The organism is Flavobacterium sp. GNP001 (genome assembly GCF_054343775.1).
In genome coordinates this window covers 2,913,610-2,940,207 of sequence record NZ_JBTGUX010000001.1, presented here as the reverse complement: position 1 = coordinate 2,940,207, position 26,598 = coordinate 2,913,610, and the positions used below count along the sequence as shown (strand labels likewise).

Here is a 26,598-nt window from a genome sequence, read left to right as displayed (position 1 = left end):
GAAGTATTTTTTTAAAAAAGAATACATGGTTATGAAATTAGAAATAAAATTTTGTAAGTTTCAATTGCACTCGCTAGCGATTTATGACTGATAATGATGCCACTACAAGCAAAAAAATGAAGTACAAACAGCCGTCCTAAAAAAGTGCTTACTAAGTTTTTTGGTATTTGTTGAAAATAGGAACCTACAGAAATGGCTATTGCCTGCAAAATTCCCCAAATCAAGTAACGAATTGAAATTTCATGCCACATTGCAATTACAATCATCGTAATCCCCACGCCTAGCAGTGGTTTTCTGTAGTATGAACTAATAGGAGTGTAGATATAATCTTTGCAAAAAGACGATAACGACATGTGGTACTTTGTCCAGAAATCGCGCATGTTTGTTGTTAAAAATGGATAATTAAAATTTTCAGTTATCCGGTAACCCATCAATAAACTAAGACCTATTGCAATATCAGAGTACCCAGCAAATTGAAAGTAAGCATTCAAAACAAAACGAATAGTTTCTAAGTAATTTTGTAGCCAAATGTCACTTGGATCTAAATTTTTGATAAAAAGGTTTGCCTTAAACGTAAACAAATAATTTCCTAGAATAACAATTTTAGACAAGCCATACAATATGCGTTGTAATCCATCAGAAAAGTAGTCTTGATTAAAGCGTCTTCGTTGCCAATCCTTCACAAAATCAGCATAGCGGTTTATTGGACCAACAATAAATACAGGTAGAAAAAAATTATAGCTCAAGTAGAACAATAGGTTTGGGTTTTTAATTTTATCTTTAAAAAATTCTAAAGTGTAATGAATATTTCGAAACGCGTAATAAGAAATACCCAAAGGCACAACCCAATTTTGTTCTAAAGCAATAGTTATTTTTATTGTCAATAGCAATAGCGCCAAAAACAATAAGCTAATCCCTATTTTTAAGGTTTGCTTTAGTTTTGTATGATGTAGAAGGTAAAAATTTCCTGTCGCAACAAATGTTAATAAAGCAAAAGATAATGGAGACTCATAAAGAACAAAGAATCCTGTACAAATAATTTGCGATTGTAAAACATATTTTTTTGGCAAAATCCATGATAAAATAATCATAGGAATGGCAAAGCAAAACAAATGATAGACTAAGGTCATGGTAATAATTTAAATTGAGTAATTAGCCAATCTTGGTATTTTTTTGCGCCTTTGTAATTCAAATGGCCACCATCAACAAAGTCAGAATTGTTTAATAGATTAGGATACTTCCAGAAGTCTATTTTATAGGATCTTTGGTATTTTTTTAGTACTTCGATCCAAACTTTTTTTTGAGTAGAACTTAACCAGATTTGTTCTAATTGAGGAGCACGAGGAAGATCTATAAAAATAATTTTTGTCTTTTTAAGCTGTAAGTCTAAACAAGCCTCGTTTAAAATTTTATTTTCATTAAATAATCTAACAGAACGCTTTTTTTGTAATAATTGTTTATAATCTTCAATGTTAAACTGATCATGAAACAAAGCGTTTTCGGGTTTGATTTTAAAGAAATTTATTGTCTTTTCTGGAGCCAATCCAATTGTATTTTTTACAAAAAGAAACAAATTATTAATAGCAATTTTTAGATACTTCAAAGTTAACTCAGTTTCTTCACCATCAACCAAGATGTGATTGATCTCAATAAATAGATAATCTGGTGGATGATTTACTAATTCTTCAAAAAGTTTTAATTTGTTAATTTTTTCATTGTCTAGAGCATTAATTGCTATGGAGCAAATTTTTGGACTTGCTTTTGTTTTCTTTAATTCAAATTTTTCATCTATTGTGTTTAGGTTATATAAGGCGTGACCTATTAAAGATGATCCTAAAAAAACAACTGATGGTCTTGCGGCATTTGAACTGTTATTTACTTTTAAAATTTTTCTGACTTTAGTGTTGATATTTTTGTATTCGATTTGTTTATTTTTCTTTTCAGTTTGTAAACCAAATACAGAAATTAATACAAGCACTAAAATGGTACTCACAGTATACAACCAAACTTTTAGCGGTGGACTCGTTTCGTTCATTAATTAATTTTTTTTGAAATCATGGTGTGAATCGAGCGAATACTCGTCATTGACATAATCTCTGAAGTTGTAAATTGAATTGAAAAAATTTCTTCGAGTGTTGTTATAAAAATCAAGTTATTCAATGAGTCCCATCCAGAAACAGAATTTGAAGAGCTTGATTCAGTTATGTCATTGCTGTCAATTTTAAAAGTAGTAGCCGCAGTTTGAATAATAGTTTCGAGTGTTTCTGCGCTATTCTCAATTGGTTTTTTTAATTGCTGCTCAATATTTTTCTTTAGTTGATCTACTTGTATCTTGCCACTTATACCACGCGGTAAATCAGCAACAAAATAAATGTCATGTGGCACTTTTTCTTGCTCTAAATTTTGTCGTAGGTATTTGTAAAGTTGTATTTCATTTAAAGTACTACCTTCATTTAGTTGAATGCAGGCAATTATTTTTTCAGTCAAAACTGCGTCATAAATGCCAATTACTTTACAAGCATGAACTTCATTAGTGTTTAATATTATTTCTTCAATTTCCTCAGGTTGAATCCTAAAACCACCAGAGTTGATCATGCTTTTTTTACGACCAATTATTTTAACAAACCCTTGTTCGTCTTGCTGTGCATAATCGCCTGTATATAACCATCCATCAATAAGTACTTCATGGGTTGCTGTAGGGTTACCAAAATATTCTTTCATGATGTGCTTACCAGAAATAGCTAACTCACCAGTTTTATTTGGTCCTACTTCGGTACCATTTTCATCAATAATTTTTACTTCGCAATCAACAGGTTTTCCTACGGTTCCTATTTTAAAAGAATCTGATGACGGGCCACAAAATAAACTGCCATTAACCGTTTCGGTTAAACCATAAACATTCAATATTTGAACCTTAAAAAGAGACGAAACAGAAGTCCATAATTTTTCCTCAAGCTGCGCTGCTACTGAAATGATGGACTTAAAGTCGGGAGTTTGAAAACTATCTTCAAAATCTTCGTGGTATTTCTCAAAAAAGGAAAGCAAAGTAGGAACTACAAATAAGTGTGATATCTTATACTTGTAGATTGCGTAATAGATTAAATCGAGTTTAGAAGTATCGAGTTTAAACGGGCAATACCAAGTGGCACCACAATAAAAAGCTAGAAGTGGACCTTGATTGATTCCATCTGCATGATATAGATTAAGTACATTTAAAATAGCCGAACTTTCATTCATTTCATACACTTTTTGTAATGTTTCTAAATGACTAAATAAGCTATCATAAGATATTGCAACACCTTTTGGATCTGAGGTAGAACCTGATGTGTACATTATATATGCTATACTCTCAGGGTCAATAGCTTTATGGTTTTGCAATGGTACCTTTTCAAATTTTTGTAAACAAGCCGGATATGAGTTGTTGTTAATTTCTGTGGTAGAATCGGTAGTTTTTTGTGCAAAAATTTTACTCAAAAATTTTTTCTTTCCAATTTGAGTTCTTTGTATTTCGATGCAGTTTTCATGCGTAACTTTCCAGGCTAATTTTACAGAAGTATCTAAAAAAACAGCTTTTGGTTCGCAATTTTTTATGATTGAATGTGCCCTAGATGATTTGGTATTGTAGTCTAATAAAACCACGGTCAGGCCAAATGAATATGCGGCAATTGTTAATTCTACCAAACTTTGATGGTCTGCTGTAGACAATATAATTTTATCCGATGCTTGCAAACCGAGTTTATCAAAATAAACACTAAGTTGATTTGTAGTTGAAACAAGATCTTGATAAGTAATAGTTTTATTATCTGCTAAAACAGCAAATTTTTTATTAGGATGTAATCGTGCGCGATCTAGCAATTGTATGCAATTCATAAATACTTTTGTAATTCTGTTTTAATAATTTTTCCGTGGCTTGTACGTGGTATTTTCTCAATTATTTTAATGACGCTAGGTACTTTGCTCTGGCCTAATTGTTTCGAAATTTTTTCTTTTATAGTTCCAATACCCAGTTCTGGTGTTTTATTCTGGTTTGCTATTTCTACGAACAAAGCTAGTTTTTCTGATTCGTTGTCAAAAAAAGAGATTAGTCCAGTGTCTACAACCTCTTCTAATGCTTGCACTACGTCTTCAATTTCTTGAAAATATACAATTTCACTACGGGCATTTTTTATAAAATCTTTCTTTCGCCCTGTTAATTCGATGGTTCCAAATATTGTTTTTTTGGCTAAATCTCCGGTGTAGAACCAAGTTTGAACTCCATTAAAATCAGAATTATTGGAATGATATCCTTGGGTATTGCAATAACTATATATGCGCAGTTCGCCAACGACTCCTATGGGTACTTCTTGATTGTTTTTATCAACAATTTGAGCAACACAATCAATGGTCTGGCCTATATTATGTCCAATATCTTGGTATGATGCATGGGTTTCTCCAAGGCAAAAGCCGGTAGTTTCAGTCAAGCCGTAGTAGTTTAAGATTTTTTTTGTCGTTTTTTCAAAAAACTGTTCTTTCAATTGTTTCGATAAATTGCTTCCGGTACTTAAAACGGTGCTCACTTTCGCCAATCTATTTTTCACTTCTTTTTTAGTTAAAAATTGATTCAGTAAACTAGGACTCGCCACCAAAACACTAATGTCTGCTTCATAAATACCATCTAAAAGCGCACTTATGTTATTGCGTTCATCCTTAGACGGGAGAACACAACTTGCTCCAGCAGTAGTGGTAACCAAGCAGGCATTGCGTAGGCCACTCATAGAATCAAGATTTCCAATTGAAAGGTATTTGTCTTGATTTGTAATTTTGTATGTTGTTACCATATTGATAGCGCTTTGAAACAATTGTCCATGCGTTAACAATACCCCTTTTGGCTTACCACTTGATCCAGATGTATGCAAAATCACTGCAAGATCATTTTCATGAAGTGATAATAATGGTGTCATCTCTTCGTTTTCAAGTAACCAATCAGAAAAAAATAACTTTGTACCCGTTTCAGTGAAGTCTTCGGAATCAAAATATACAATTTCCGCCGTTGGATTTTCGATTGCTTTAGTAGAGTGGTTTAAAAAAACAATTTTTGGCTGGTATTGTATAATTAAATCATTAAAAAGAGCTTCAGGAAGGTCGCTATTGATAGGTACAAACACAACACCTAAATTCATACAGGCCCAAAATAAGCCCATAGCTTCAAAATGAATATCTGCCTCTAAAATAATCGTATCTCCTTTTTGGAATCCTTTTTGTTGTAAGGTGTACGTGATGCAATTTACAATTTCATTAAACTCCCTGTAATTGTAAAAAGTTTCATCAGTACGATCAAACGCAAAGGTGTTTTCTGGAAAATTTCTAACGGATCTTTGCCACAAGGTTTGTAAGTTCATGAGCTCAGGCGCATCAATAAACTCTTGGTGAGAGAAATAGTGCTGTAATCGTACTTGTTTTGAGGTAATGGGTACAATTTGTATAATATCTAGGTGCTCTAACTTGGTAATTATTTTTTTAAAATTAGTTTCATCTAAACCCAATTGTTTTTGAATGAAGCTACAAGTGCGGCATTTTCGGACCCAATACAATAAAATTAATTCTTCGTTCGAAAGATGGTAACCCAATGTTTTTTCAAGTTGTGCTTCATACACAGGGTGATTTTGCAATAAGTTCAAAATCTCATCCTCTAAATCGGATTTTCTGTAAATAATTTGATTGTTACTATCAACTTCTAAGAGTGGATTGAGTAAAATATTAGCTGCCTTGATATCGAAATAATCAAAAAAATTGTAGGACTGCAGTTCGCTCTCAAGATCTATTCTAGTTGGTGCAATGGCTATTAATCCGTTATAATCTGCTGTATTAGGATTTGCTTTAGCTTGAAAATTTTGATCAAAACTTTTACGATACAAATCAGGCTCTGAAAACATATAAGCTGATTTGGTCATAGGTTTTAACTGCTCAAAAAATGCTTCATAATCACGACCGTGAATCAAGTCTCCGCATCTAGAAAAATAAGGAACAGGTTCATTATTAGATAAATGAACGTGCGGGAAAACAATCAATGCATTAACTTGACTAACTCTTAAAATCTCCGGAATTAAATTTGTTTTTAATTGTCTGTGTAGCAAATCAAATCCAAAAACAAAAGCAATAGATTGATCCTCAAAAGGTAATTTTTCCTTAAGGTTACAAAAATAAATTTCAATATTTGAGGGTATTTCTTGATCCGAAAACCAATAAGCAAACCCATTGTAACCCAGAACATCTGTGTCGCCTTCCCAAATACTGATTATTTTTTGTTCAGGAAACAAGCCTGATAGCATAGCGGTAGACCAGCCAGTTCTACTCCAAATATCCAAAATTACATCCCCTTTTTTAAGCTTTTTTTTCAAATAGGGTATAAAAGGGTAAAAGGCTTTGTTAGCTTCATTAAATGGGTTAAACATGGCGTACAAATCAAATAGCGGCTTTCGAAATTTGTTTCGGCAAAAGAGTTCGTACGAGCTAGAACTTATCTTATTATGAATGTTTTGTTCCTTTTTTTCACTGATGCTATCTATTGCAAGTGAGGATTCGGTATAAAATCGAAGGTTCGAAATTTGCGGGATATTTATCATTCAAATTGAATTGGTAAACTGAATTATGATTAATTTTGTCAGGTTAGCTGTCCGAATTGCAAAGTTATGACTAAATAAAGAAAGTTTAGTTATCAGTTGCTATTCATAGCGTGTTAAAACGCGGGCTTCTCAAAAATTATTTTAAGATTTTAATTATTTTTTCACATGAAATTCAAATACAATGAAGCAACTGCTTCGCTTGAAATTATAGACAGTTTAAAAAGTCATTTTTTAATTGTACGACTCTTGCTCATCGTGACTTTTGTCAATGTGATTTTGAACCTATCCAATTCTCAAGTGGAATTTGGTTTAATGAAACTAATTTGGTTGTTAATTGGTATGGCAGCTGCGGTGGGTTTACGACAGTATTTTATAAAAAAAACGGGTAGCAATACGATTCCGCTGGAGCAAATTGTATCCGTGCAAGATAAGTCGACATCGGTTAGAAAAAAATATGCACTCGTACTCAAAAACGGAAAACGTCGTGATTTAATTGAATTACAATCGGAAGCAGATTACAAAGAATTACAAACGTTATTGGCCAAAAAGAAAAAGTAAGTTCTTCTTTTACGCTCCATACAAAAGCCCAAATAAACTACGGTTTACTCGGGCTTTTTGTTATTTGGAAAACAAATTATCGTCTGAATTTAAAAGTATCTGACAATGGATGTTTTTTGTTTTGTAGCATATCAGCAACAAGTTCCATTCCTATGACAGAAAAGGTGATTCCGTTACCGCCAAAGCCCAAAACAAAATAAGCGCCCGGAAAATTAGGATGTTCGCCTATGTAGGGCAATCCGTCTTTGGTTTCTCCAAAAGTACCCGCCCAAACAAAATCGGTTTGAAATTGGTAATCTGGTAACATTTTTTTCAAATAGTTCTTTAGTTTGACTGATTTGTTTTCAAGTAATGCATCACGTTTTGAAGCATCAACAAAGTCTTCATCCTCGCCACCTATCAACAATCTGTTGTCATCTGTGGTACGCATGTACATATACGGTTTAGCGGTGTTCCAAAAAAGAGTTTCACTCAAGTGACTTTGGTCGTCTTCAAATTGTTCTCCAACCATGGCGTAGGTTGACAAGAGGTTCACGAATTTATCTTTAATAATTTCAGTACTTTCAAAGCCGTTGCAGTAGATGATTTTTTTTGCTGTGATTGTGCTGCCATGCTCGGTTGTAACTACAACGTTGTTTTGGTTATAGCTTGTGTTTTTGATATCTGTTTTGTCAAATATTTGCAAACCTTTTTTATGATTGTAGTGCAAAAGATCATGTGCCAATTGAAACGCATCAATACTGCCACCTTGTTGTGATAAAATGCCGCCGTGAGAATTTTTTATTTTAAAACGTTTTTCAATTTCAGCAGCTTCGAGCCATTCCACAGGAAGTCCTATTTGTTTTCGGGCCTCAAATTCATCCTTAAGCCAAGCAACATCTTTTTTATAAGCAGCAAAGTAAAGGGAATCTTTTTTCTTGAATCCACAGTCAGATTTTATGGTTGAAACAATCTTTTGCAAATCGTCTATTGATTTATAGCAAGCCCAGTAACTCGCGGCTGCCTCTTCATGACCAATTAAGTCGTTGAGTTCGTGTAAGGGAACATCTATTTCATATTGCAGCATCGAGGTAGTTGCTGATGTACTGCCATGACCTATTTCTCGTCTATCAATTAAAACCGTTTTGTGACCGTCTTTGATGCATTGATGCGCAATCAAACTGCCTGTGATACCGCCACCTACTACCAAAATATCGGTAGCAATATTTTTTTGTAACGATGGATAGGAGTGCAGAATTCCGTTTTTTACCAACCAAAAAGGTTCACTTGATTTAAGTTTCATAACGTTCTAGTTTTTATCAAAAATAATGATAATCAATGCGCTACATTTATTTTTAAAATGATATTGTTACATAATTATTGGGTGATTTCTGTTTTTTTAGGAAACGATTGTTTTTTAAATGGAAGTGTGGGGTTTCAGAGTATGAAAAGTAATAATCAAAAACGCCTCAAAATTGATGTTTTGCGGGATTTTTATTCTAAATTTATTGATTTCAAATGTGCTGATATATCGGACGTTCAAATTGTAACTACTATGAAAAAAATATTTAGCGTTGTTGTTTTTTGTCTCTCTTTTTCCATATTTGGGCAAACAAAAGAAATTGATTTTTTTAACTTTTATAAAGGTGGGAATAAGTATAAGAAACCTGTGAAATATGTCCTTTTTGATGGCTCTGCAGGAGATATTAAAAAAGAAGTTAATTATAAAATCTATTTTTATATGGGAGGAGAAACTTTTATTTATGATTCTAAAATCAATAAAAAGGATACTTTTTTAGTTGATAAGTCTAAATTCACCTTTGACAAAGCAGAAGATTTACAACAAAAGGCGTATCAGTTTTACAAGGAAAAAAAGCAACTAGAGGAAAGAAAAATGAAGTTGAAAAATCCAATACTGTATCCAGTAACTGATTTTAGTCCTTATTTTAAAATTTTTGTATTAGAAAAAACTAATAAAAATACTTTGTTAAAATATGAAGTAGATTGGATATATTCTACTTTTTAAATACCCAGGACTAATGTTGATTTGAACATAAATCTCAAAATAAATTTAGCCTGAGATTAATAAAACCAAAAAAAGTCTAATGTAAAAGTTAGACTTTTTTTGAGTATATATTTAAGAAAGTTTACTTCAAATGTTCTAGCATATCAACTGTCATACTCGCTAAATCAAACTCATGATTCCAGTTCCAGTCTTCGCGAGCACTGCTGTCATCTATACTGGCTGGCCAGCTATCGGCAATTTTTTGACGGAAATCAGGTTCGTAGGTAATCGTAAATTCAGGAATGTGTTTTTGTATTTCGGCAGCAATTTCAGTTGGCGTAAAGCTCATAGCAGCCAAATTGTATGAGGAACGAATCTTAATTTCTTCAACAGGCGCTTGCATGATTTTGATGGTTGCCGCAATAGCATCATCCATGTACATCATTGGCATTTTAGTTTCTGAAGATAAAAAACACTCGTATTTTTGATCGGCTAATGCTTTGTGATAAATATCTACAGCATAATCTGTAGTTCCGCCACCAGGAGGTGATGACCAGCTGATCAAACCAGGATAACGAATGCTACGCACATCAACACCAAACACATTGTGGTAGTACTCACACCATCTTTCGCCTGCTTGCTTACTGATTCCGTACACCGTTGATGGCTCCATAACCGTGTATTGTGGTGTGTTTTCTTTGGGTGTTGTTGGTCCAAAAACCGCGATGCTTGATGGCCAAAATATCTTTTTTATTTTTCCGGCTTTCGCCAAATTCAAAACATGAAATAGGGAGTTCATATTCAAGTCCCATGCAAAGGCTGGATTTTTCTCGGCTGTAGCCGATAATAGTGCCGCCATCAAGTACACATCGGTAATTTGATGAACTTCAACCAAATGCTCAATCTGATTAAAATCTAAAGCATTTACTACTTCAAATGGCCCCGAATTTACTACATCAACGTTCAGTTTTCTGATGTCAGAGGCAATCACATTTTCGGTTCCGTAAATCGAGCGTAACTTTTGCGTCAGCTCTGTTCCTATTTGGCCGCAAGCGCCTATAATCAATATTTTAGTACTCATCTTTTTCTGTTTTGAAAAACAAAGATAACGTTTTCGCGAATAGTACAACTTTTGATAAAAACTGCAATAAAAACCACAAAAGACTACATTAAATTTAATCTGAAACGAAAATACTGGTTTTTTTAGTGGTGAATTCCATTTGGTTGTTGTCAAAATAGCAAAGGAAGAGCCATTATTTTTAAAACAAATTTATTTCAGATCGTATTTGATAGATCATGCAGAGTCAAAAAGCAGTTTTTTAAACCAACGAATCGAATGTTAAATGGTTTTTTACAAGATTGACATTACCCAAAACCACCATTCGTTATTGCCAATTTAGTTTGTAACTTTGTACTTTAATGATACAAAAAATGAAATACAATTTTGCTCTTTGCTGTTGCCTTGTTTTGTTCTTGTTTTCCTGTAAAAATGAGGATGATAATCGTTTGGCTGACACACAAAAGGAGGTTCAAAAAAAAGAAGTTTTAGTAAAAAATTTGCAGAAAGCTTGGGATTTTTATGACACACCACTTACCGAAGCTTCTGAAACGAGTATAGCCTCTTGGAACGAGTTGCGCCTTTTTCTGGATGCCTTGGCACAAAAACCACAAGCTTCTGTTCGTGCTTATCAACGCAAATCGGCAGAATTATCTAAAAAAGTAATGGCGCTTGGCGAACGCATACCCTACCAATACGATAAACCACAAATACGCAGCCGCATTGCAGCCCTAACAACCAAGGTGCGCATGTTGGATTTATTTATGCACCTAGATGTTATTCCAGACAAAAAAGTGAGTGCTTTGGTAGCCGAAATTAATCTCGAATTACTTTCCGTTCAACGACAAATGGACGAAATTGTCGAAAAAAGTAAAATTCAGTTAGAAGAAGGTGAGTCTGATTTACTTCGCATGCTAGACAGCAGCAGAGCCATTCCTAATACGCCTATTGTAGATCCAAATATTCCACGCGTTGAGTAAATCAGTTTTATACCAAACCTACGATTCTGCTCCCAAAACCATACAAATTGCAGCGCGCTTACTCGAGAAAAATCAGGTAAAAATGCAGCTTTCGGGCTTGGTGGGATCATCTCTTTCCTTTGTTTTGCGTGCTGTTTTTAAAAAGGCAGAGCTTCCGTTTTTAGTTGTACTCAATGACAAAGAAGAGGCAGCTTATTATTTGAATGATCTGGAACAAATGGTCGGTGAGCAAGATGTGTTGTTTTATCCCGCATCGTTTCGTAGGCCATACGAGCTTGAGGATACCGATAATGCCAATGTTTTGCTCAGAGCCGAAGTTTTGAACCGCATTAATTCTCGTAAAAAACCAGCGCTCATTGTTACCTATCCGGAGGCTTTATTTGAAAAGGTAGTAACCCGAAAGCAATTAGACACCAATACTTTAAAAGTAGCTGTTGGTGACAAAATTTCTATCGATTTTATAAATGAAGTTTTATTTGAATATGAATTCAAGAGAGTAGATTTTATAACTGAACCGGGCGAGTTTTCTGTCCGTGGTGGAATCGTCGATGTGTTTTCTTTCTCGAATGATAATCCGTACCGAATTGAATTTTTTGGTGATGAGGTAGAGAGCATTCGTACTTTTGATGTAGCGACACAGTTGTCTATTTTGCCGCAGAAAAAAATTGCCATTATTCCCAATGTTGAGAATAAGGTGTTTCAAGAAAACCGTGAAAGTTTTCTGGATTATATCTCAGAGCAAACGGTCATTTGTATTCAAAACACTGAAAATTTATGTACAGAGTTAGACAAACAATTTGCTCGTGCCGAAACCGCTTTTGCTAAATTATCGCAAGAAATTAAACGTAGTGAGCCGGAACAATTGTTTTTGAACCAAACGCAATTCATCAAGCGCGCGCTAGATTTTTCGATTATTGAGTTCAATACTAAGGCTATTTTTAGAACTACTCAAAAATGGGAATTCCACATCAAGCCGCAACCATCGTTCAATAAACAATTTGATTTGTTGCTGAATAATTTGAATGAGAATCATTTTAACGGTTACAAAAATTATTTGTTTTGTTCGAATGATGCGCAAGCCAAACGTTTTCACGATATCTTCGAAACCTTAGACGAAGCCAATTCTGAGAATATCCGCAAGCAATACAATACTGTTGTGTTGCCATTGTATCAAGGTTTTATTGACGAAGAAAACCAAATTACGTGCTACACAGACCATCAAATTTTTGAACGCTATCATAAATTCAACATCAAAAATGGCTATTCAAAAAAGCAAAATATAACTTTAAAAGAGCTTACAACACTTTCGGTGGGCGATTATGTAACGCATATTGACCACGGAATAGGTCGTTTTGGAGGTTTGCAAAAAATACAAGTTGAAGGCAAAACACAAGAAGCCATCAAGCTCGTGTATGCCGATAATGATATTGTGTACGTGAGTATTCACTCGCTCCACAAAATTTCAAAATACAACGGCAAAGACGGAACGCCACCCAAAATTTACAAGCTAGGTTCTAATGCTTGGAAGGTTTTAAAACAAAAAACCAAAGCGCGTGTCAAACATATTGCCTTCAATTTGATTCAGCTTTACGCCAAAAGAAGACTCGAAAAAGGGTTTCAGTACGCGCCTGACAGTTACTTGCAAAATGAGTTAGAAAGCTCGTTCATTTACGAAGATACGCCCGACCAAACTAAATCAACGGCTGAGGTAAAAGCAGATATGGAAAGCGACCGTCCGATGGACCGCTTGGTTTGTGGTGATGTTGGTTTTGGTAAAACCGAAGTGGCTATTCGAGCGGCTTTCAAAGCAGTTGATAATAGCAAGCAAGTTGCCGTTTTGGTTCCTACAACCATTTTGGCTTACCAACATTACAGAACTTTTAGCGAGCGATTGAAAGATATGCCGGTGTCAATTGGCTATTTAAACCGTTTTAGAACCGCAAAACAAAAAGCGGAAACTTTAAAACAATTAGCCGAAGGTAAACTTGATATTGTGATAGGAACGCATCAATTGGTCAACAAAAATGTAGTTTTCAAAGACCTTGGTTTGTTGATTGTAGATGAGGAACAAAAATTTGGTGTCAACGTAAAAGACAAACTGAAAACGATTGCTGCGAATGTAGATACCTTAACACTTACGGCTACGCCAATCCCGAGAACCTTACAGTTTTCATTGATGGCAGCTCGAGATTTATCAGTAATTACTACGCCGCCGCCTAATAGATATCCTATTGAAACGAATGTGGTTGGCTTTAGCGAAGAGACTATTCGAGATGCTATTTCGTATGAAATTCAGCGTAACGGACAGGTTTTCTTTATCAATAACCGAATAGAAAATATCAAGGAAGTAGCCGGAATGATTCAGCGTTTGGTTCCCAATGCCAGAGTAGGAATTGGTCACGGTCAAATGGATGGCAAAAAACTCGAAGAGCTGATGTTGGCCTTCATGAACGGAGAATTTGATGTTTTAGTCGCAACAACCATTATCGAAAGCGGATTGGATGTACCTAATGCGAACACGATTTTCATCAATAATGCCAATAATTTCGGACTCTCTGATTTGCATCAAATGCGTGGTCGAGTAGGACGTAGCAACAAGAAAGCGTTCTGTTATTTTATCTGCCCGCCTTATTCAAGTATGACCGAAGATGCTCGTAAACGTATTCAAGCCTTGGAACAATTCAGTGAATTAGGTAGCGGATTTAACATTGCCATGAAAGATTTAGAGATTCGTGGTGCAGGAGATTTATTGGGCGGTGAACAAAGCGGTTTCATCAACGAAATTGGTTTTGATACGTATCAAAAAATCATGAACGAAGCTATTGATGAGTTGAAAGAAAACGAATTCAAAGATTTGTATCCTGAAGAAAATAATATTGAAACCAAGGAATATGTAAAAGACCTCCAAATAGATACTGATTTTGAACTATTGTTTTCTGATGAGTACATCAATAATGTATCGGAACGATTGAGTTTATACAATGAGTTGGGCGCCATCAAAAACGAAGAGGAATTAATCGTGTTTCAAAATAAATTGATTGATCGTTTTGGACCTATGCCTCCACGTGCCAAAGCGTTGATGAATAGTATTCGTATTAAATGGATCGCTACCAAAGTAGGAATTGAGAAATTGGTATTGAAGCAAGGCAAGATGATTGGTTATTTTGTCTCGGATCAACAATCGGATTACTACCAATCCAAGAAATTTATGCAAGTTGTGAATTTTGTTCAAAAAAATAGTGCGATTTGTCGAATGAAAGAAAAGCAAACTCCGGCAGGATTACGTTTGCTCTTAACCTTTGATGATGCCAAAACTACGCGTAGGTGCTTGGAATTGATGGAGATGTTGGGTGGGGAGTAAAAAATATTTCTTCAATAAACTTTAAATAATTGAATAATTGACAACTAATACTACTAAGGAAAAATCATTTTTTAAAAAAATAACTTCCAAAAGCCTAAATAAATTTGGTTTTGTAGGATTGATTCCCAATTTTGGATTGATTCCTGGCGGAGTTCTATTGTTTCAGGGATTTATAAGGAAAGATAAAAAAATGAAATTAATTGGATTAGGAGGAATTCTTTTCACACCTATATTTTGGTTTATTTATCTAAACAGCGATTTTCATGAAAAACATTTAATACAATTTACAAATATTCAATTGAATGAAATGGTAAAAGATTTAGAGTTTTATAAAAGTAAAAATGGAAAGTATCCTGATAGTTTACCAGAATTGAAACTACAAAACAAGTTTTTTAATGATGATGAGTTGTTTAAGAGTGAATTCAATTTTAAAGAATCAAAACCTGCAAGATTTTATTATAAAAAACAAGAAAGTGATTATGTTTTAAAATCATTGGGTCCTGATTTGATTTTAAATACAGAAGATGATATCCATCCAGAATTAAAATAAAATGCTTGTCATTTTCTTAAATCAATATTAATAAAATCTATTTGTTTAATATTTTAAAAATGAAACACTTAGTTAAATTTGACGATTTGTTTTTTTACCATTATCAAAAAAGATAACTTTGTTAAACTAAAATTTTAAGTTATGAATTTAGCCACCAGAAAATATAATTTGATTCAAGAGTTGACAACTATTGACGAAAGTTTATTGGAAAAACTTGAAATTATTTTAAAAACCAGTAAAAAGGATTGGTTTACTGATTTGACTTCAGAGGAAAAACAGCAAATTGAAATCGGTTTAAAACAAGCAGAAAATGACGAGTTTGTAAGTCATGAAACTGTAATGAACAGATTTGCCAAATGGCGTTAGAGATTAAATGGACTCCTCAAGCCGATACAGGTTTGGCAATTGTTATTGAATATTTAGAAGCAGAATGGACGTTCAGGGAAATTTTGCAGTTGGAAGAAAATATCAATCAAGTTATTAAGCAAATTAGTCATTTCCCTGACCTTTATCCAAAGTCTAATTCCTTTAAAAATCTTCATAAAGCAACAATAGATAGAAATAATTATCTTGTTTACCAAGTCAATTACAAAACATCATGTGTTGAAATAATTAATTTTAGAGGAACTAAACAAAAACCTAAATATTAGGAAGTGAATTTAATTCTTCAAATCCTTTATCACTTTAAAAGCAACATCCACTTGTTCTTCACTTACTAAAATAGTGAACTCATTAGAAGTCGAAATTACTTCGTTGATAATAATTCCTTCCCAAGCCAAGCGCTGAAAAATGAAATAGTAAATCCCAGGAACTACAATGTTTTCTTTGGGTAATTTTACAGTAATTGAGGCCAGATCATCTAGTTTTTGAATCAGTTTTTCGTTTGCAAAATGTTTGTCTACAAGATGATTGATGCTGTTGCTTACGACAATATTCGTTTCGTTTACTCCTCTTGACGAAGTGTAAAAAATGTCTGGTAATGCATTGATATCTGCAATTAAATCAGCCTGTTTGTTTAAAACTGTCTCTGAGGCTGCAAAAGTATAATCCGTCAAGGCGGAACGCACAGTAATTTCGCCAATATTTTTGATGACTTTATTAATCTTGTGGTTGAGTCTAAAATCCAGTTCCTCTGTTAATCTTTTCAATGCCATTACTACAGCACCTTGCTTCACTTCTTTACCAAAATCAGCTTCCAACTCTGTCATGATATTTCGTGACAACGAAGTCAAATTGATAATACCTAATGATAAAGCATTTAGTAAAAAAGGCTTTGTTTTGATGTAATTTTCAACAATTGAAGAAACAGTTTTCATGATGGATTTTTTTAATTTGTAGTTGCGTTGTATGTAGTTACTGTGTAATTTTAACGCAAAGATAAATAAAAAAACAATTTGTTACAAATATAACAATATAAAAAAGTCATTAAAAATGATAAAAGGCATCGGTAAGATGCTCAATAACAAAAGATTTATCGTTTTTATGAATGGCTATGATGTCAAAACGTACCTCTAGGTCAAGATCATTTTGATTTACAAACGCATCTACAGCTTTTACTAACAGTTGTATTTTTTTGGGCTTCACAAAATCCTGAGGTAATCCAAAATCCAAGGAAGATCTTGTTTTTACTTCGACTACAGCAAGAATACCTGATTTTTGAGCCAGGATGTCAATTTCTGCTTTTTGAAACGTATAATTGGTTTGCAAAATCGTGTATCCTTCCTTTTGGAGGAATTCAACAGCCATTTCTTCTCCAAGTTTACCAAGTTCGTTGTGTTCAGCCATTTAAAAATTTCTTTCAAGTTTGAGGTTTCAAGTTTTTTAACTTCTGCAACTAAAATTCATCAATGCAAAAAACATAATTCTTTGTACTGTAGACGTTTTCAAACCGCTTCTGTCAAGTCTTCCACTCCTTTGGAGGGGGTCGGGGGGAGGATTTTATTCAAAAGTAAGCGTTCCGCCTTTTTCCTGCACGTCTAGAGTGACTTTACTTCCTAAAATCAAGGCTCTGTTATCTTGAATGTGCCCGGCCGGGAAATTGTACAAAATCGGAATGTCGTATTTTTGTGTTACATCTTCAATAATTTCGATCGCATTTTTTCCCCACGGAATATCGTTGTCTTTCATTTTGGTCATAGATCCGACTACAATTCCTTTGATACTTTCCAGGCAACCGTTGCGCTTTAAGTTCATCATCATGCGGTCTATGTGATACAAATATTCGTCAAGATCCTCTATAAATAAAATTTTATCAGTGCAATCAATCGCTGATGTAGAGCCAAACAAACTGTAGAGTATCGATAAATTTCCGCCCACCAAGCGTCCTGTTGCAGTTCCTATTTTGTTTTTGCTAAAAGCGGCAACTTGGTAAGAAAGCGGTTCTCCAAAAAGCGCTTTTTTTAGTGATGTTATGGCTTGTTGTGTTGCTCGTGGCGCAGTAAGTGGCATTATAGCGTGAAGCGATTGAAAGCCTAAAGTATTCAAATGACTATGCAAAACAGTCACATCACTAAAACCAACAATCCATTTCGGATTCTTTTTAAACTTTGTAAAATCTAATAAATCAACCATTCTTACCGTACCATAACCGCCTTTTACGCACCAAATTGCTTTGATGTTAGGGTTGTCTAACTGTGCTTGGAAATCAGCTGCGCGTTGTTCATCAGTTCCTGCAAGTTGATTGTTATCCAAACCAATTGTCTTTCCAATGACAACCTCAAGTCCCCAACTATGCAGTAAATCAATAGCGGGTTGCAGGTTATTGTCAATATTTTTTCGAGCAGTAGCTACAAGAGCAACGGTATCTCCTTTTTGCAAATAAGGTGGTGTAATCATAGTGGTTTGAGCTTGACTGTATGAGGTTTCAAAAACAAAAATAAGAAATAGCAACCAATAAAAAATAGAATGTCTTGTCTGTTGCTTGAATGTATAATGGTTCATGAATTGGCGTTAACTGAAAAAAGGGTTTGTTTATAAATTCAAAGATAGTCATTTCTAAAACAATGCGAAATTCAATACAAATTACTACTTTTAACCTAAAGTAATTGATTATCGGTACGTTGTAACTCAAAAAAACAAAACAATGAAGTTTAGAATTCTGTTGTTCCTTCTTCTCAGCCTGCCTACAATTGTCTCGTCACAAACCAAAAAATACAGCATTCACACCGTAGCTTTTTATAATTTTGAAAATTTATTCGACACCATAAATGACCCAGATACTTTTGATGAGGAATGGACGCCAAAAGGTTTGCAGCGTTGGACATTTGATAAATACCAAAAAAAATTATCGAATCTAGCTCGTGTTCTTTCTTCAATTGGTAATGGAGAGCATGCAGATTCACCAACGCTTATTGGAGGTTGCGAAATTGAAAACAGAGCTGTTCTTGAAGATCTTGTCAAACAGCAACTTTTACTAGAGAAAGAATATGGCATCGTACATTTTGATTCGCCTGACAAACGCGGAATTGATGTGGCGCTTTTGTATCAAAAAAGTAAATTCCAACCCACGAGCTCCAGCAATATCCCGTTGTACATTTACAAAAAAGGAAATGTGACAAAAGATGAGGTTGACGATAAAACAGTTGAGATCACGGATGATAATCCTGAAGTAAACACCAAAAATTATAGAGTATATACTAGAGATCAACTCTTAGTGACGGGATTTCTTGAGGGCGAAGAAATTCATATTATCGTAAACCATTGGCCATCGCGTTCGGGTGGAGAAAAAAAATCAAGTCCGTATCGCGAGGCAGCAGGCTCATTAAACCGAAAAATAATTGATTCGTTGCAGCGAATTAATCCCGAAGCAAAAATCATCACCATGGGCGATCTCAATGACGGACCCTACAACAAAAGCGTAAAAATTGGGCTTGGCGCCAAAGCTAAAAAAGCGTCCGTAGCAGAATTTGGCATCTTTAACCCTTTCGAAGAAATGGCTCAAAAAGGCCAAGGAACCATCGCGCATCGTGATGCATGGGATATTTTTGATCAAATAATGATTTCAGAAACCTTAATTCGCACTGATTTTTCTAGCTATCGTCTCTGGAAAGCGGGCATTTACAACAAACCTTTTCTCATCCAAAACACTGGTCAGTTCAAAGGATATCCGCTCCGACATTCTTCCTCTGAAATTGGTTTTAGCGATCATTTTCCCGTTTATATTTATTTGATCAAGCAAAAATAACACACGTCTGCCTTCTCTTTTTTTGGTGAAAATTAGTCGCTTGATTCATTTAAAATCTTAGTACCTTAGTGGCTTAGTAACTTTGAAACTCATACTAAAATGGCAATCGCAAAACCCTTCAACCTCAATAAGTGGATTGATGAAAATCGTCACCTACTCAAACCGCCCGTAGGCAATAAAAATTTATACCAAGAATCAGGAGATTACATCGTTATGGTAGTGGCTGGCCCAAACGCCCGTAAAGATTACCATTACAACGAAACCGAAGAACTATTTTACCAACTCGAAGGTTCTATAAAAGTAATCATCCAGGAAGATGGAGAGCGCCGCGAAATGGAATTAAATCCTGGCGATATGTATCTCAATCCTGCCAAAACACCACATTCACCGGTTCGTTCTGAGGGTTCAATTGGGCTGGTTATTGAACGCAAACGTGCGGGTCAAGGTTTTACCGATGGCTTACTGTGGTTTTGCGATAACTGCAATCACAAATTGCACGAGGTTTATTTTGAACTCCATAACATAGAAAAGGATTTCCTGCCGCATTTCAAACATTTCTATAATTCAGAAAGCTTGCGCACCTGCGATTCGTGCGGCACAGTCATGCAGGCCGATCCTAAATTTGTTTCTAAAGACTAGTTTTTTAGGAGCTTTTTCCCGTCATCCGCTGTATTCCCGATTAAAAAAACTACGGCCAAAAAAGCCTTGTTTTTTAAAATCGGGAGATGCCGCTGCTACCGGGGCTAGAAGAAAATTAAATACCAGAGTGTATTTTTCAAGCTGAAATCAATATATTTGTAAATAAATATAACAATTTTAATCAAAAAAGTTAGAATGATAACAATAGCCAATCAATTCGGAATGAACGAAGCCTTGAAGCAATTGGGCATAAAAGATATAAACGAAGGAAGTTCAACCGGACAAAACTCCTTTTCAAATGGTGAAATTTTAGAAAGTTTTTCGCCTGTTGACGGACAATTAATAGGTAAAGTAAAAACATCTACTGCCGCTGATTACGAAAAAGTAATGCAAACAGCAACAGAGGCTTTTAAAACTTTTAAAACAATGCCAGCGCCACAACGCGGTGAAATTGTACGACAGTTTGGTGAAAAATTACGTAAAAATAAAGAAGCTCTTGGTAAGTTAGTTTCCTATGAAATGGGGAAATCATTGCAAGAAGGCTACGGCGAAGTTCAGGAAATGATTGATATCTGTGATTTTGCAGTAGGATTATCTCGTCAATTACATGGTTTAACCATGCACTCTGAACGTCCAGGACACAGAATGTACGAGCAATACCATCCATTAGGAGTGGTAGGAATCATTTCGGCTTTCAATTTTCCAGTAGCAGTTTGGGCTTGGAACACAGCATTAGCTTGGATTTGTGGCGATGTTTGCGTTTGGAAACCATCTGAAAAAACACCTCTTTGCGGTATTGCTTGCCAAAATATTATTGCTGAAGTAATTAAAGAAAATAACCTTCCAGAAGGAATTTCTTGTTTGATCAACGGAGATTACAAAGTAGGCGAAATGATGACTAACGATAAGCGCGTGCCTTTGGTATCTGCAACAGGTTCTACTCGTATGGGTAAAATTGTAGCGCAAGCGGTTGCTGCTCGTCTTGGAAAATCATTGTTAGAATTAGGTGGAAACAATGCTATCATTGTAACTCCTGATGCGGATATAAAAATGACCGTTATTGGTGCCGTATTTGGTGCCGTTGGAACTGCAGGACAACGTTGTACTTCAACACGTAGATTGATCATTCACGAAAGTATTTACGATACTGTAAAAGATGCCATGGTGTCTGCTTACAAGCAATTGCGTATTGGTAATCCATTAGATGAAAATAATCATGTTGGTCCTGTAATTGACACACATGCTGTAGAAATGTATAATAAAGCGCTTGAAAAAGTAGTTGCCGAAGGTGGAAAAATTCTTGTTGAAGGCGGAGTAATTTCTGGCGAAGGATTTGAAAGTGGTTGTTATGTAAAACCAGCTATCGCTGAGGCTGATAACACTTTTGAAATTGTACAACACGAAACTTTTGCTCCTGTATTATACTTATTAAAATATTCAGGAACGGTAGAGAATGCCATTGCAATTCAAAATGGAGTAGCGCAAGGATTATCATCGGCAATTATGACCAACAATTTGCGTGAAGCAGAATTGTTCCTTTCTGTGACAGGTTCTGATTGCGGAATTGCAAACGTAAACATTGGAACTTCTGGCGCCGAAATTGGTGGTGCTTTTGGAGGTGAAAAAGAAACTGGTGGCGGTCGTGAGTCTGGCTCTGATGCTTGGAAAGTGTATATGCGTCGTCAAACCAATACCATCAATTACACCACAAGTTTACCCTTAGCACAAGGAATTAAATTTGATTTGTAATTGAATTAATAGAAATATTAAAAAAGGCAATTTGAAATCTCAAATTGCCTTTTTTTTTTCAAAATAGTTTTGTTCTACAAATTGAAAGATGCTCCTAGACTAAGAGTAAACTGATTGTTTAGTTTATCAAAACCAATTGGATTTGTTTTATAACTAGCAATAGGAATTCCAGCTTCTGTAAAAACACCAAAACCTTCAGTAAAGAAATAACGGAAACCTAAATGAGCACCAAAATTGCGTAACCCTAAATCCAATCCAGGATAAACATCCATTTTTTCATCCAGCTCAAATACGTTTCCTAAATTAGCATTAAAACGGGCTTTTAAATCAATTCGGTCACCAAAATCTGGTTTGTTTCCCAAAGCATCATTTGAAACAGAAAGCAAATAGGAAGTAGCAAAGCCAAATGACATATTTTCGCCTAGTCCAAAATCACTGGCAACACGTATTCCGGATCCGCCGTCTTGTAGTATTGCTCCAAGATCAAATTTAGTATCACCATTACCTTTAAAAGCTTGGCCTTGAGCCACCCTAGCTGTTAGTACAAGTGCAAAAAGTACGATATATTTTTTCATTTCCTCTGTTTTAAATTCGTAAAAATTAGTTGTTGTGTTATATTAATTTCGGCCTTTTTCGTCAAAATACAATTGATCTAGCGGCTCACTTTGCCAAAATTCTTTGGTGTCAACATCAAGAATCGTAAGCGGTCCTTTGAATGCGGCTCCCGTATCTACATTCCAAACGTTGGCTTTTTTAACAGGTGTTGTTTCTCCAATTCGTGTTACTGGAGTATGACCAATAAAAATTTCGTGATACAGGCTCAATCTTTTTGGATAAAAAGGATGGTCAAGTGCCATACGATCATCTAAGGATAAAGCGGTTTCCCAAAGAGTACGATCCCAGTAAAATTGACCAGGAAAATATTCAAATTGTGCTCCATTCACATTCGTAAAACCGGCATGAACATACAACCTGTTGTGCTCGTCTAGGTAATAATTTTGAAGCGATTTAAGGAATTCTATGTGTTTTTGTTTTTGGCTGTATGTTACACTTTCGTAGGCTTTTACCGTTGCTTCTCCACCATGTTTGTACCACAAAAGGTTGTCTTTGCTTTCATCAAGCCATTCTAGTAACAAGTCATCATGATTGCCGCGAATACAAATGCAATTTTGCTGTGATTGCAAATCAATTATAAAATCAAGTACCTGAGGTGATTGACTCCAGCCGTCTACATAATCTCCTAAAAAAATAAGAGTGTCGTGTTTGGTAACTTTGGCACGCTCCATGATTTGATGTAGCGCTCGCAAGCCACCATGAATATCGCCTATAACGAGTGTTCTCATTCTGAATTTTGTCTATTTGTAACTGCAAAAATAGCAGAAAAAAAGCACTATTTAAGCTAATTGTGAAAACAATGAAATTAGAGACGTATTGTTTTGAGCTAAATTCATTTTTTATTGTTTTAAACACGGTAATGATAAATCGTCAAACAGTTGTGAAAAATGTACTTACAAATGATTGTGTAATTCAATTATTACAGTTATCTTTACGGAAATTTAAACCAAATCCCTGATGAGTACACTGGTTAAAATAACGTTACTTCTTGTAAAGATGATGTGTCAATTGATTACAGATATTATAAATTATTTTTAATTTTTTCTGAATCTTTTACATCAATTCTTTTGTGTTAATTGCTATAAACTTTTAAGATGCTGTTTTAGAGTATGAAAAAGTAAAAATAAAGCAATTAGCTATTTCTTTTTTTTGCCTTTATACAAGCAAAATATTTTTTTCCCCATCGAGATTTTTATTTAATGCAATTGCACAAGACTATCAATTATTAGGTATACTTTCATATAATAGTTAAGTATCGTATTTCATTTTTCGTAAAACTCTCAGAGCTTCTTTAAACGAAATATATACAGGAACAAATGGTTTTAGAGTAGCTTTGGCTTCTATCAAATTTTGTTTGGCTTTTTCAAATCCGTTTAAATAACAAATCATAAACGTATATGGCAAATGCAATAAATCTTTTTGCTCTTGCGATGTTAACGGCTGATTGGAGTTGATCTTTTTGAGTAATGCCAAGTTAGAATTGTAAGTGTGAAAGAGGATTTTTTTATCAAATTCAGGTGGCTGGAAAAGAAACTCTGTTTCGATTTTATAATAACCGTTATCAAAAAAATGTAATGTTTGTTTTTCTAGCGGATAGTACTGCATTTGATCATTTAATCCTAGGGGTACATACTCAATAATGGTGAAACTGTCATCGTCAAAGAGAATTTCTACAACATCTTGCGAGGAGTAAAACAATTTAATTTGTTCGTTTACAAGCTCAATATCTACTCGTGATAAATAGATTTTGTTTTTAGATTTTTTAATAGTTCCTGCCCAACAAATAACGAACAACTCTTTGAAAACTTTGTATCTCGGCGCCATGTCTTTATGTTTAAAATTCATAAATTCAATTACGCCATCTAAGGTGTATGCAATACTATTTCTGGAGTTATTTTCTATACCAATTACGGTTTCAACATTGGTAAAATTCAGGTCCATTTTGCCTTCAAGCGGAGTGGTATTGCTACCAACACGGATAAAAACACTGTTGAAAGTAATGGTGTGAATTCCTTTTTTAAAACTAGAAATTTTATTTTTGGGTTTAATAGTTACCAATCCTACAACTTTATCCTTTGGTAAATTTGGAAAAGGAACATTTTCATATTGAATTTTGGGAGGGTTTTCAAGATAAGCGTTTACAAGATTTTGAATTCGGCTATCGTCAAAAAAATCATCACCTACAATTGTGTTATCTTGATCTTCGACACCCACTACTATATAGGAATTGTTGGTAGGATTGGAGTTAGATAAAGCGCAAATGTGTTTCAAAAACTTGGCTTTTCCCTCGCGAGTATGAAGGTTCAACTGCCGCTTTTTATCATAAAAACTACATTCGTCATTGTGGGCGAGTAAATTTTTAATCAAAAGGCGTTTGTTGATCATTGTTATTGATTAATGATTATTTCCAATATCTTAAATTGTCTTTGAAGAATTAATTATATTTATATTCTTTGTAAAATAAATTACCGCAGATTCACGGACTTAAAATTAATTAAAAATCTGCGAATCTGCGGTTAATTTTTTAATCATTACAATTTTTTACTAGTCTCTTTTTAAAATAGTTGCTGCTGCTTGAGCGGTAGGCAACACCAGTAAATCACCAATATTGACGTGGTATGGTCTTGTTACTACAAAATGAATGATATCTGCAATATCTTCGGCACGTAGCGGCTCAAATCCGTTATAAACACTAGCTGCTCTGCTGGTATCGCCCTTAAAGCGTACTTCACTAAATTCGGTTTCAACTGCGCCAGGATGTATCGCTCCAACTCGAATTCCGTACGGATTCAAATCAATTCGCATGGCTTGGTTCAAAGCATCTACCGCGTGTTTCGAGGCGCAGTAGACATTTCCGTTCGGGTAAACTTCCTTGCCTGCAATTGAACCAATATTAATGATATGACCTGATTTTTTAGCAATCATGCCCGGAATTACCGCTTTAGAAACATATAAAAGTCCTTTTACATTTATGTCAATCATGGCGTCCCAATCGTCAAGGCTTCCCGTTTGAATAGGGTCAAGTCCGTGGGCGTTTCCTGCGTTATTAATCAAAACATCGATGGTTGAAAAAGCAGCTGGCAAGGAGTTAATCTGATTTGAAACTGCTTCTTTATCACGAACGTCAAAACACAATGTGTGTACTTGAGTAATGCTGCCTAACTCCTGAGCAAGTTTTTCAAGGCGGTCATCTCGACGGCCGCACAAGATCACATTAAAATTATTTTTGGCTAAAAGTTGGGCTGTTGCTTTACCTATGCCGCTGGTAGCACCAGTTATTAATGCGGTTTTATTCATTTGTATTTTTTTTAAATTTAAAAAGGCGCCTAATCTGAACTAAGGAACTTTGTTTCCCATGCTTTCTGTCCAGATAGCAAACCAATCTTCATGATCCAATTGTAAAGCAGCAGCTTTCATCAGCGATTGAATTCGAGCTACATTTACCGTACCTGCAATTGGAATTATTTTAGAGGGATGTTGTAAAATCCATGCTAGCAATAATGTGTCTGAACCCAATTCGTATTTAGCAACTAAAGTGGCTAATAATTTTTTCAAACGTCGGGTTTGCGCATTGTCTTCTCTAAACACAGATCCTAGTGGATTCCAAGACATTGGTCGAATGTTGTGCAGTTGCATATAATCCAAACTGCCATCTAGCATGGGCTCGTGGTGAGTTGCTGAAAACTGAATTTGATTGTAGGAAACAGCTGTTTTTTGTCTAATTAACTCAGTTTGCGAATTCGTAAAATTAGAAAGTCCAAAATCAATGATTTTTCCTTGAGTTTGCAATTGAGTTACAGCCTCAGCAATTTCATCAGCTTGCATCAATGGGCTTGGTCGGTGCAATAACAACACATCCAAATAATCAGTGTGTAGGTTTTGTAAAGATGCCTCGACAGATTGAATAATATAATCCTTTGAGTACTGATAATGCTTGATGGTGTTGTTCCTGTTGCCAGTTACCATCTGGATGCCGCATTTTGAAATCAGCTGTATTTTTTCGCGCGCTATTTTGCTTGCTGCAAATGCTTTTCCAAAGGCGGCTTCGGTGGTATAATCACCATAAATATCAGCATGGTCAAACGAAGAAATTTTATTCTCCAAACACACATTAATCATGTTCTCCATTTCTTTGGAAGTGAGATTTTTATCCCAAATTCCCCAATTCATTACGCCAGCAATGATTGGGGATAAATTTGTTTTTATCATGTTTTTTATTTTTTGTAAAAAATAGCTTTTTTACGTTTTCGAACTTTATTATTCAAAGTTCTTAAAATTATAAAAATTGTATCACAATTAGTACTTAAAATTGCCTATTTT

The 26,598-nt window shown here is 34.8% G+C and carries 24 protein-coding genes; 10 read left to right on the top strand and 14 right to left on the bottom strand.

Annotated elements, in window-relative coordinates:
* Positions 1–29: 29 nt before the first annotated feature.
* The 4 genes from ACXX8U_RS12595 to ACXX8U_RS12580 are packed head-to-tail and all read right to left on the bottom strand — an operon-like array spanning position 30 to position 6,602.
* Entirely contained in the window at positions 30–1,130 is a 1,101-nt protein-coding gene (locus tag ACXX8U_RS12595; protein WP_458566140.1) for an MBOAT family O-acyltransferase, read from the bottom strand.
* Complete coding sequence (locus ACXX8U_RS12590) at positions 1,127–2,035, bottom strand: LB_356 family protein (RefSeq protein ID WP_458566139.1); 909 nt, start codon at positions 2,033–2,035, stop codon at positions 1,127–1,129. Before ACXX8U_RS12590 ends, ACXX8U_RS12595 begins: the two co-directional genes overlap by 4 nt.
* Positions 2,035–3,870 (bottom strand): AMP-binding protein, encoded by a 1,836-nt coding sequence (locus tag ACXX8U_RS12585; RefSeq protein ID WP_458566138.1) that lies wholly within the window; start codon positions 3,868–3,870, stop codon positions 2,035–2,037. The genes ACXX8U_RS12590 and ACXX8U_RS12585 overlap by 1 nt, the downstream gene beginning before the upstream one ends.
* Positions 3,867–6,602, bottom strand: coding sequence for a class I adenylate-forming enzyme family protein (locus ACXX8U_RS12580; RefSeq protein ID WP_458566137.1), 2,736 nt, complete (start codon positions 6,600–6,602; stop codon positions 3,867–3,869). The genes ACXX8U_RS12585 and ACXX8U_RS12580 overlap by 4 nt, the downstream gene beginning before the upstream one ends.
* A gap of 165 nt (positions 6,603–6,767) precedes the next feature.
* On the opposite strand from ACXX8U_RS12580, the gene ACXX8U_RS12575 reads away from it, so the two are divergent.
* Positions 6,768–7,160: a hypothetical protein gene (locus tag ACXX8U_RS12575; protein WP_458566136.1), complete on the top strand. Its 393-nt coding sequence runs from the start codon at positions 6,768–6,770 to the stop codon at positions 7,158–7,160.
* A gap of 76 nt (positions 7,161–7,236) precedes the next feature.
* Here the strand turns inward: ACXX8U_RS12575 and ACXX8U_RS12570 are convergent, their stop codons facing one another.
* The gene (locus ACXX8U_RS12570; RefSeq protein WP_458566135.1) at positions 7,237–8,442 is read right to left on the bottom strand and encodes an NAD(P)/FAD-dependent oxidoreductase; all 1,206 of its coding nucleotides are present in this window, start codon (positions 8,440–8,442) and stop codon (positions 7,237–7,239) included.
* A gap of 252 nt (positions 8,443–8,694) precedes the next feature.
* On the opposite strand from ACXX8U_RS12570, the gene ACXX8U_RS12565 reads away from it, so the two are divergent.
* Positions 8,695–9,165, top strand: a complete 471-nt coding sequence (locus ACXX8U_RS12565; RefSeq protein WP_458566134.1) for a hypothetical protein — start codon at positions 8,695–8,697, stop codon at positions 9,163–9,165.
* 121 nt (positions 9,166–9,286) lie between these two features.
* On the opposite strand, the gene ACXX8U_RS12560 is transcribed toward ACXX8U_RS12565, so the two are convergent.
* The gene (locus ACXX8U_RS12560) at positions 9,287–10,225 is read right to left on the bottom strand and encodes an L-threonine 3-dehydrogenase (protein WP_458566133.1); all 939 of its coding nucleotides are present in this window, start codon (positions 10,223–10,225) and stop codon (positions 9,287–9,289) included.
* A 350-nt stretch (positions 10,226–10,575) separates the two neighbouring features.
* Here ACXX8U_RS12560 and ACXX8U_RS12555 point away from each other — a divergent pair, with 350 nt between their 5' ends.
* The 5 genes from ACXX8U_RS12555 (at position 10,576) to ACXX8U_RS12535 (ending at position 15,742) form a co-directional block, all read left to right on the top strand.
* On the top strand, positions 10,576–11,181 hold the full coding sequence (locus tag ACXX8U_RS12555) for a hypothetical protein (RefSeq protein WP_458566132.1): 606 nt from the start codon (positions 10,576–10,578) through the stop codon (positions 11,179–11,181).
* Entirely contained in the window at positions 11,174–14,542 is a 3,369-nt protein-coding gene (gene mfd, locus ACXX8U_RS12550) for a transcription-repair coupling factor (protein ID WP_458566131.1), read from the top strand. Before ACXX8U_RS12555 ends, mfd begins: the two co-directional genes overlap by 8 nt.
* 37 nt (positions 14,543–14,579) lie before the next feature.
* Positions 14,580–15,092, top strand: a complete 513-nt coding sequence (locus ACXX8U_RS12545; RefSeq protein ID WP_458566130.1) for a tripartite tricarboxylate transporter TctB family protein — start codon at positions 14,580–14,582, stop codon at positions 15,090–15,092.
* A gap of 141 nt (positions 15,093–15,233) precedes the next feature.
* On the top strand, positions 15,234–15,458 hold the full coding sequence (locus ACXX8U_RS12540) for a hypothetical protein (protein WP_458566129.1): 225 nt from the start codon (positions 15,234–15,236) through the stop codon (positions 15,456–15,458).
* The gene (locus ACXX8U_RS12535) at positions 15,449–15,742 is read left to right on the top strand and encodes a type II toxin-antitoxin system RelE/ParE family toxin (protein ID WP_458566128.1); all 294 of its coding nucleotides are present in this window, start codon (positions 15,449–15,451) and stop codon (positions 15,740–15,742) included. The genes ACXX8U_RS12540 and ACXX8U_RS12535 overlap by 10 nt, the downstream gene beginning before the upstream one ends.
* A gap of 9 nt (positions 15,743–15,751) precedes the next feature.
* Here the strand turns inward: ACXX8U_RS12535 and ACXX8U_RS12530 are convergent, their stop codons facing one another.
* From ACXX8U_RS12530 to ACXX8U_RS12520, 3 genes are all read right to left on the bottom strand, one after another.
* The gene (locus ACXX8U_RS12530) at positions 15,752–16,408 is read right to left on the bottom strand and encodes an aspartate kinase (RefSeq protein WP_166132728.1); all 657 of its coding nucleotides are present in this window, start codon (positions 16,406–16,408) and stop codon (positions 15,752–15,754) included.
* 109 nt (positions 16,409–16,517) lie between these two features.
* Positions 16,518–16,877, bottom strand: coding sequence for a YraN family protein (locus tag ACXX8U_RS12525; protein WP_458566127.1), 360 nt, complete (start codon positions 16,875–16,877; stop codon positions 16,518–16,520).
* 153 nt (positions 16,878–17,030) lie between these two features.
* Positions 17,031–18,032, bottom strand: coding sequence for a S66 peptidase family protein (locus ACXX8U_RS12520; RefSeq protein WP_458566126.1), 1,002 nt, complete (start codon positions 18,030–18,032; stop codon positions 17,031–17,033).
* A gap of 142 nt (positions 18,033–18,174) precedes the next feature.
* On the opposite strand from ACXX8U_RS12520, the gene ACXX8U_RS12515 reads away from it, so the two are divergent.
* The 3 genes from ACXX8U_RS12515 (at position 18,175) to amaB (ending at position 21,663) form a co-directional block, all read left to right on the top strand.
* Entirely contained in the window at positions 18,175–19,275 is a 1,101-nt protein-coding gene (locus ACXX8U_RS12515; protein WP_458566125.1) for an endonuclease/exonuclease/phosphatase family protein, read from the top strand.
* A 99-nt stretch (positions 19,276–19,374) separates the two neighbouring features.
* Positions 19,375–19,914 (top strand): 3-hydroxyanthranilate 3,4-dioxygenase, encoded by a 540-nt coding sequence (locus ACXX8U_RS12510; RefSeq protein ID WP_166132731.1) that lies wholly within the window; start codon positions 19,375–19,377, stop codon positions 19,912–19,914.
* A gap of 195 nt (positions 19,915–20,109) precedes the next feature.
* A complete protein-coding gene (gene amaB, locus ACXX8U_RS12505; protein WP_458566124.1) occupies positions 20,110–21,663 on the top strand; it encodes an L-piperidine-6-carboxylate dehydrogenase in 1,554 nt (517 codons plus the stop codon).
* 74 nt (positions 21,664–21,737) lie between these two features.
* On the opposite strand, the gene ACXX8U_RS12500 is transcribed toward amaB, so the two are convergent.
* The 5 genes from ACXX8U_RS12500 to ACXX8U_RS12480 all read right to left on the bottom strand — a co-directional run bounded on the left by ACXX8U_RS12500 (position 21,738) and on the right by ACXX8U_RS12480 (position 26,487).
* On the bottom strand, positions 21,738–22,238 hold the full coding sequence (locus ACXX8U_RS12500; RefSeq protein ID WP_458566123.1) for a DUF6646 family protein: 501 nt from the start codon (positions 22,236–22,238) through the stop codon (positions 21,738–21,740).
* A gap of 42 nt (positions 22,239–22,280) precedes the next feature.
* On the bottom strand, positions 22,281–23,006 hold the full coding sequence (locus tag ACXX8U_RS12495) for a metallophosphoesterase (RefSeq protein ID WP_458566122.1): 726 nt from the start codon (positions 23,004–23,006) through the stop codon (positions 22,281–22,283).
* 520 nt (positions 23,007–23,526) lie between these two features.
* A complete protein-coding gene (locus ACXX8U_RS12490; protein ID WP_458566121.1) occupies positions 23,527–24,663 on the bottom strand; it encodes an ATP-binding protein in 1,137 nt (378 codons plus the stop codon).
* 159 nt (positions 24,664–24,822) lie between these two features.
* On the bottom strand, positions 24,823–25,575 hold the full coding sequence (locus ACXX8U_RS12485) for an SDR family NAD(P)-dependent oxidoreductase (RefSeq protein ID WP_458566120.1): 753 nt from the start codon (positions 25,573–25,575) through the stop codon (positions 24,823–24,825).
* A gap of 39 nt (positions 25,576–25,614) precedes the next feature.
* The gene (locus ACXX8U_RS12480) at positions 25,615–26,487 is read right to left on the bottom strand and encodes an aldo/keto reductase (protein WP_458566119.1); all 873 of its coding nucleotides are present in this window, start codon (positions 26,485–26,487) and stop codon (positions 25,615–25,617) included.
* Positions 26,488–26,598 lie beyond the last annotated feature (111 nt).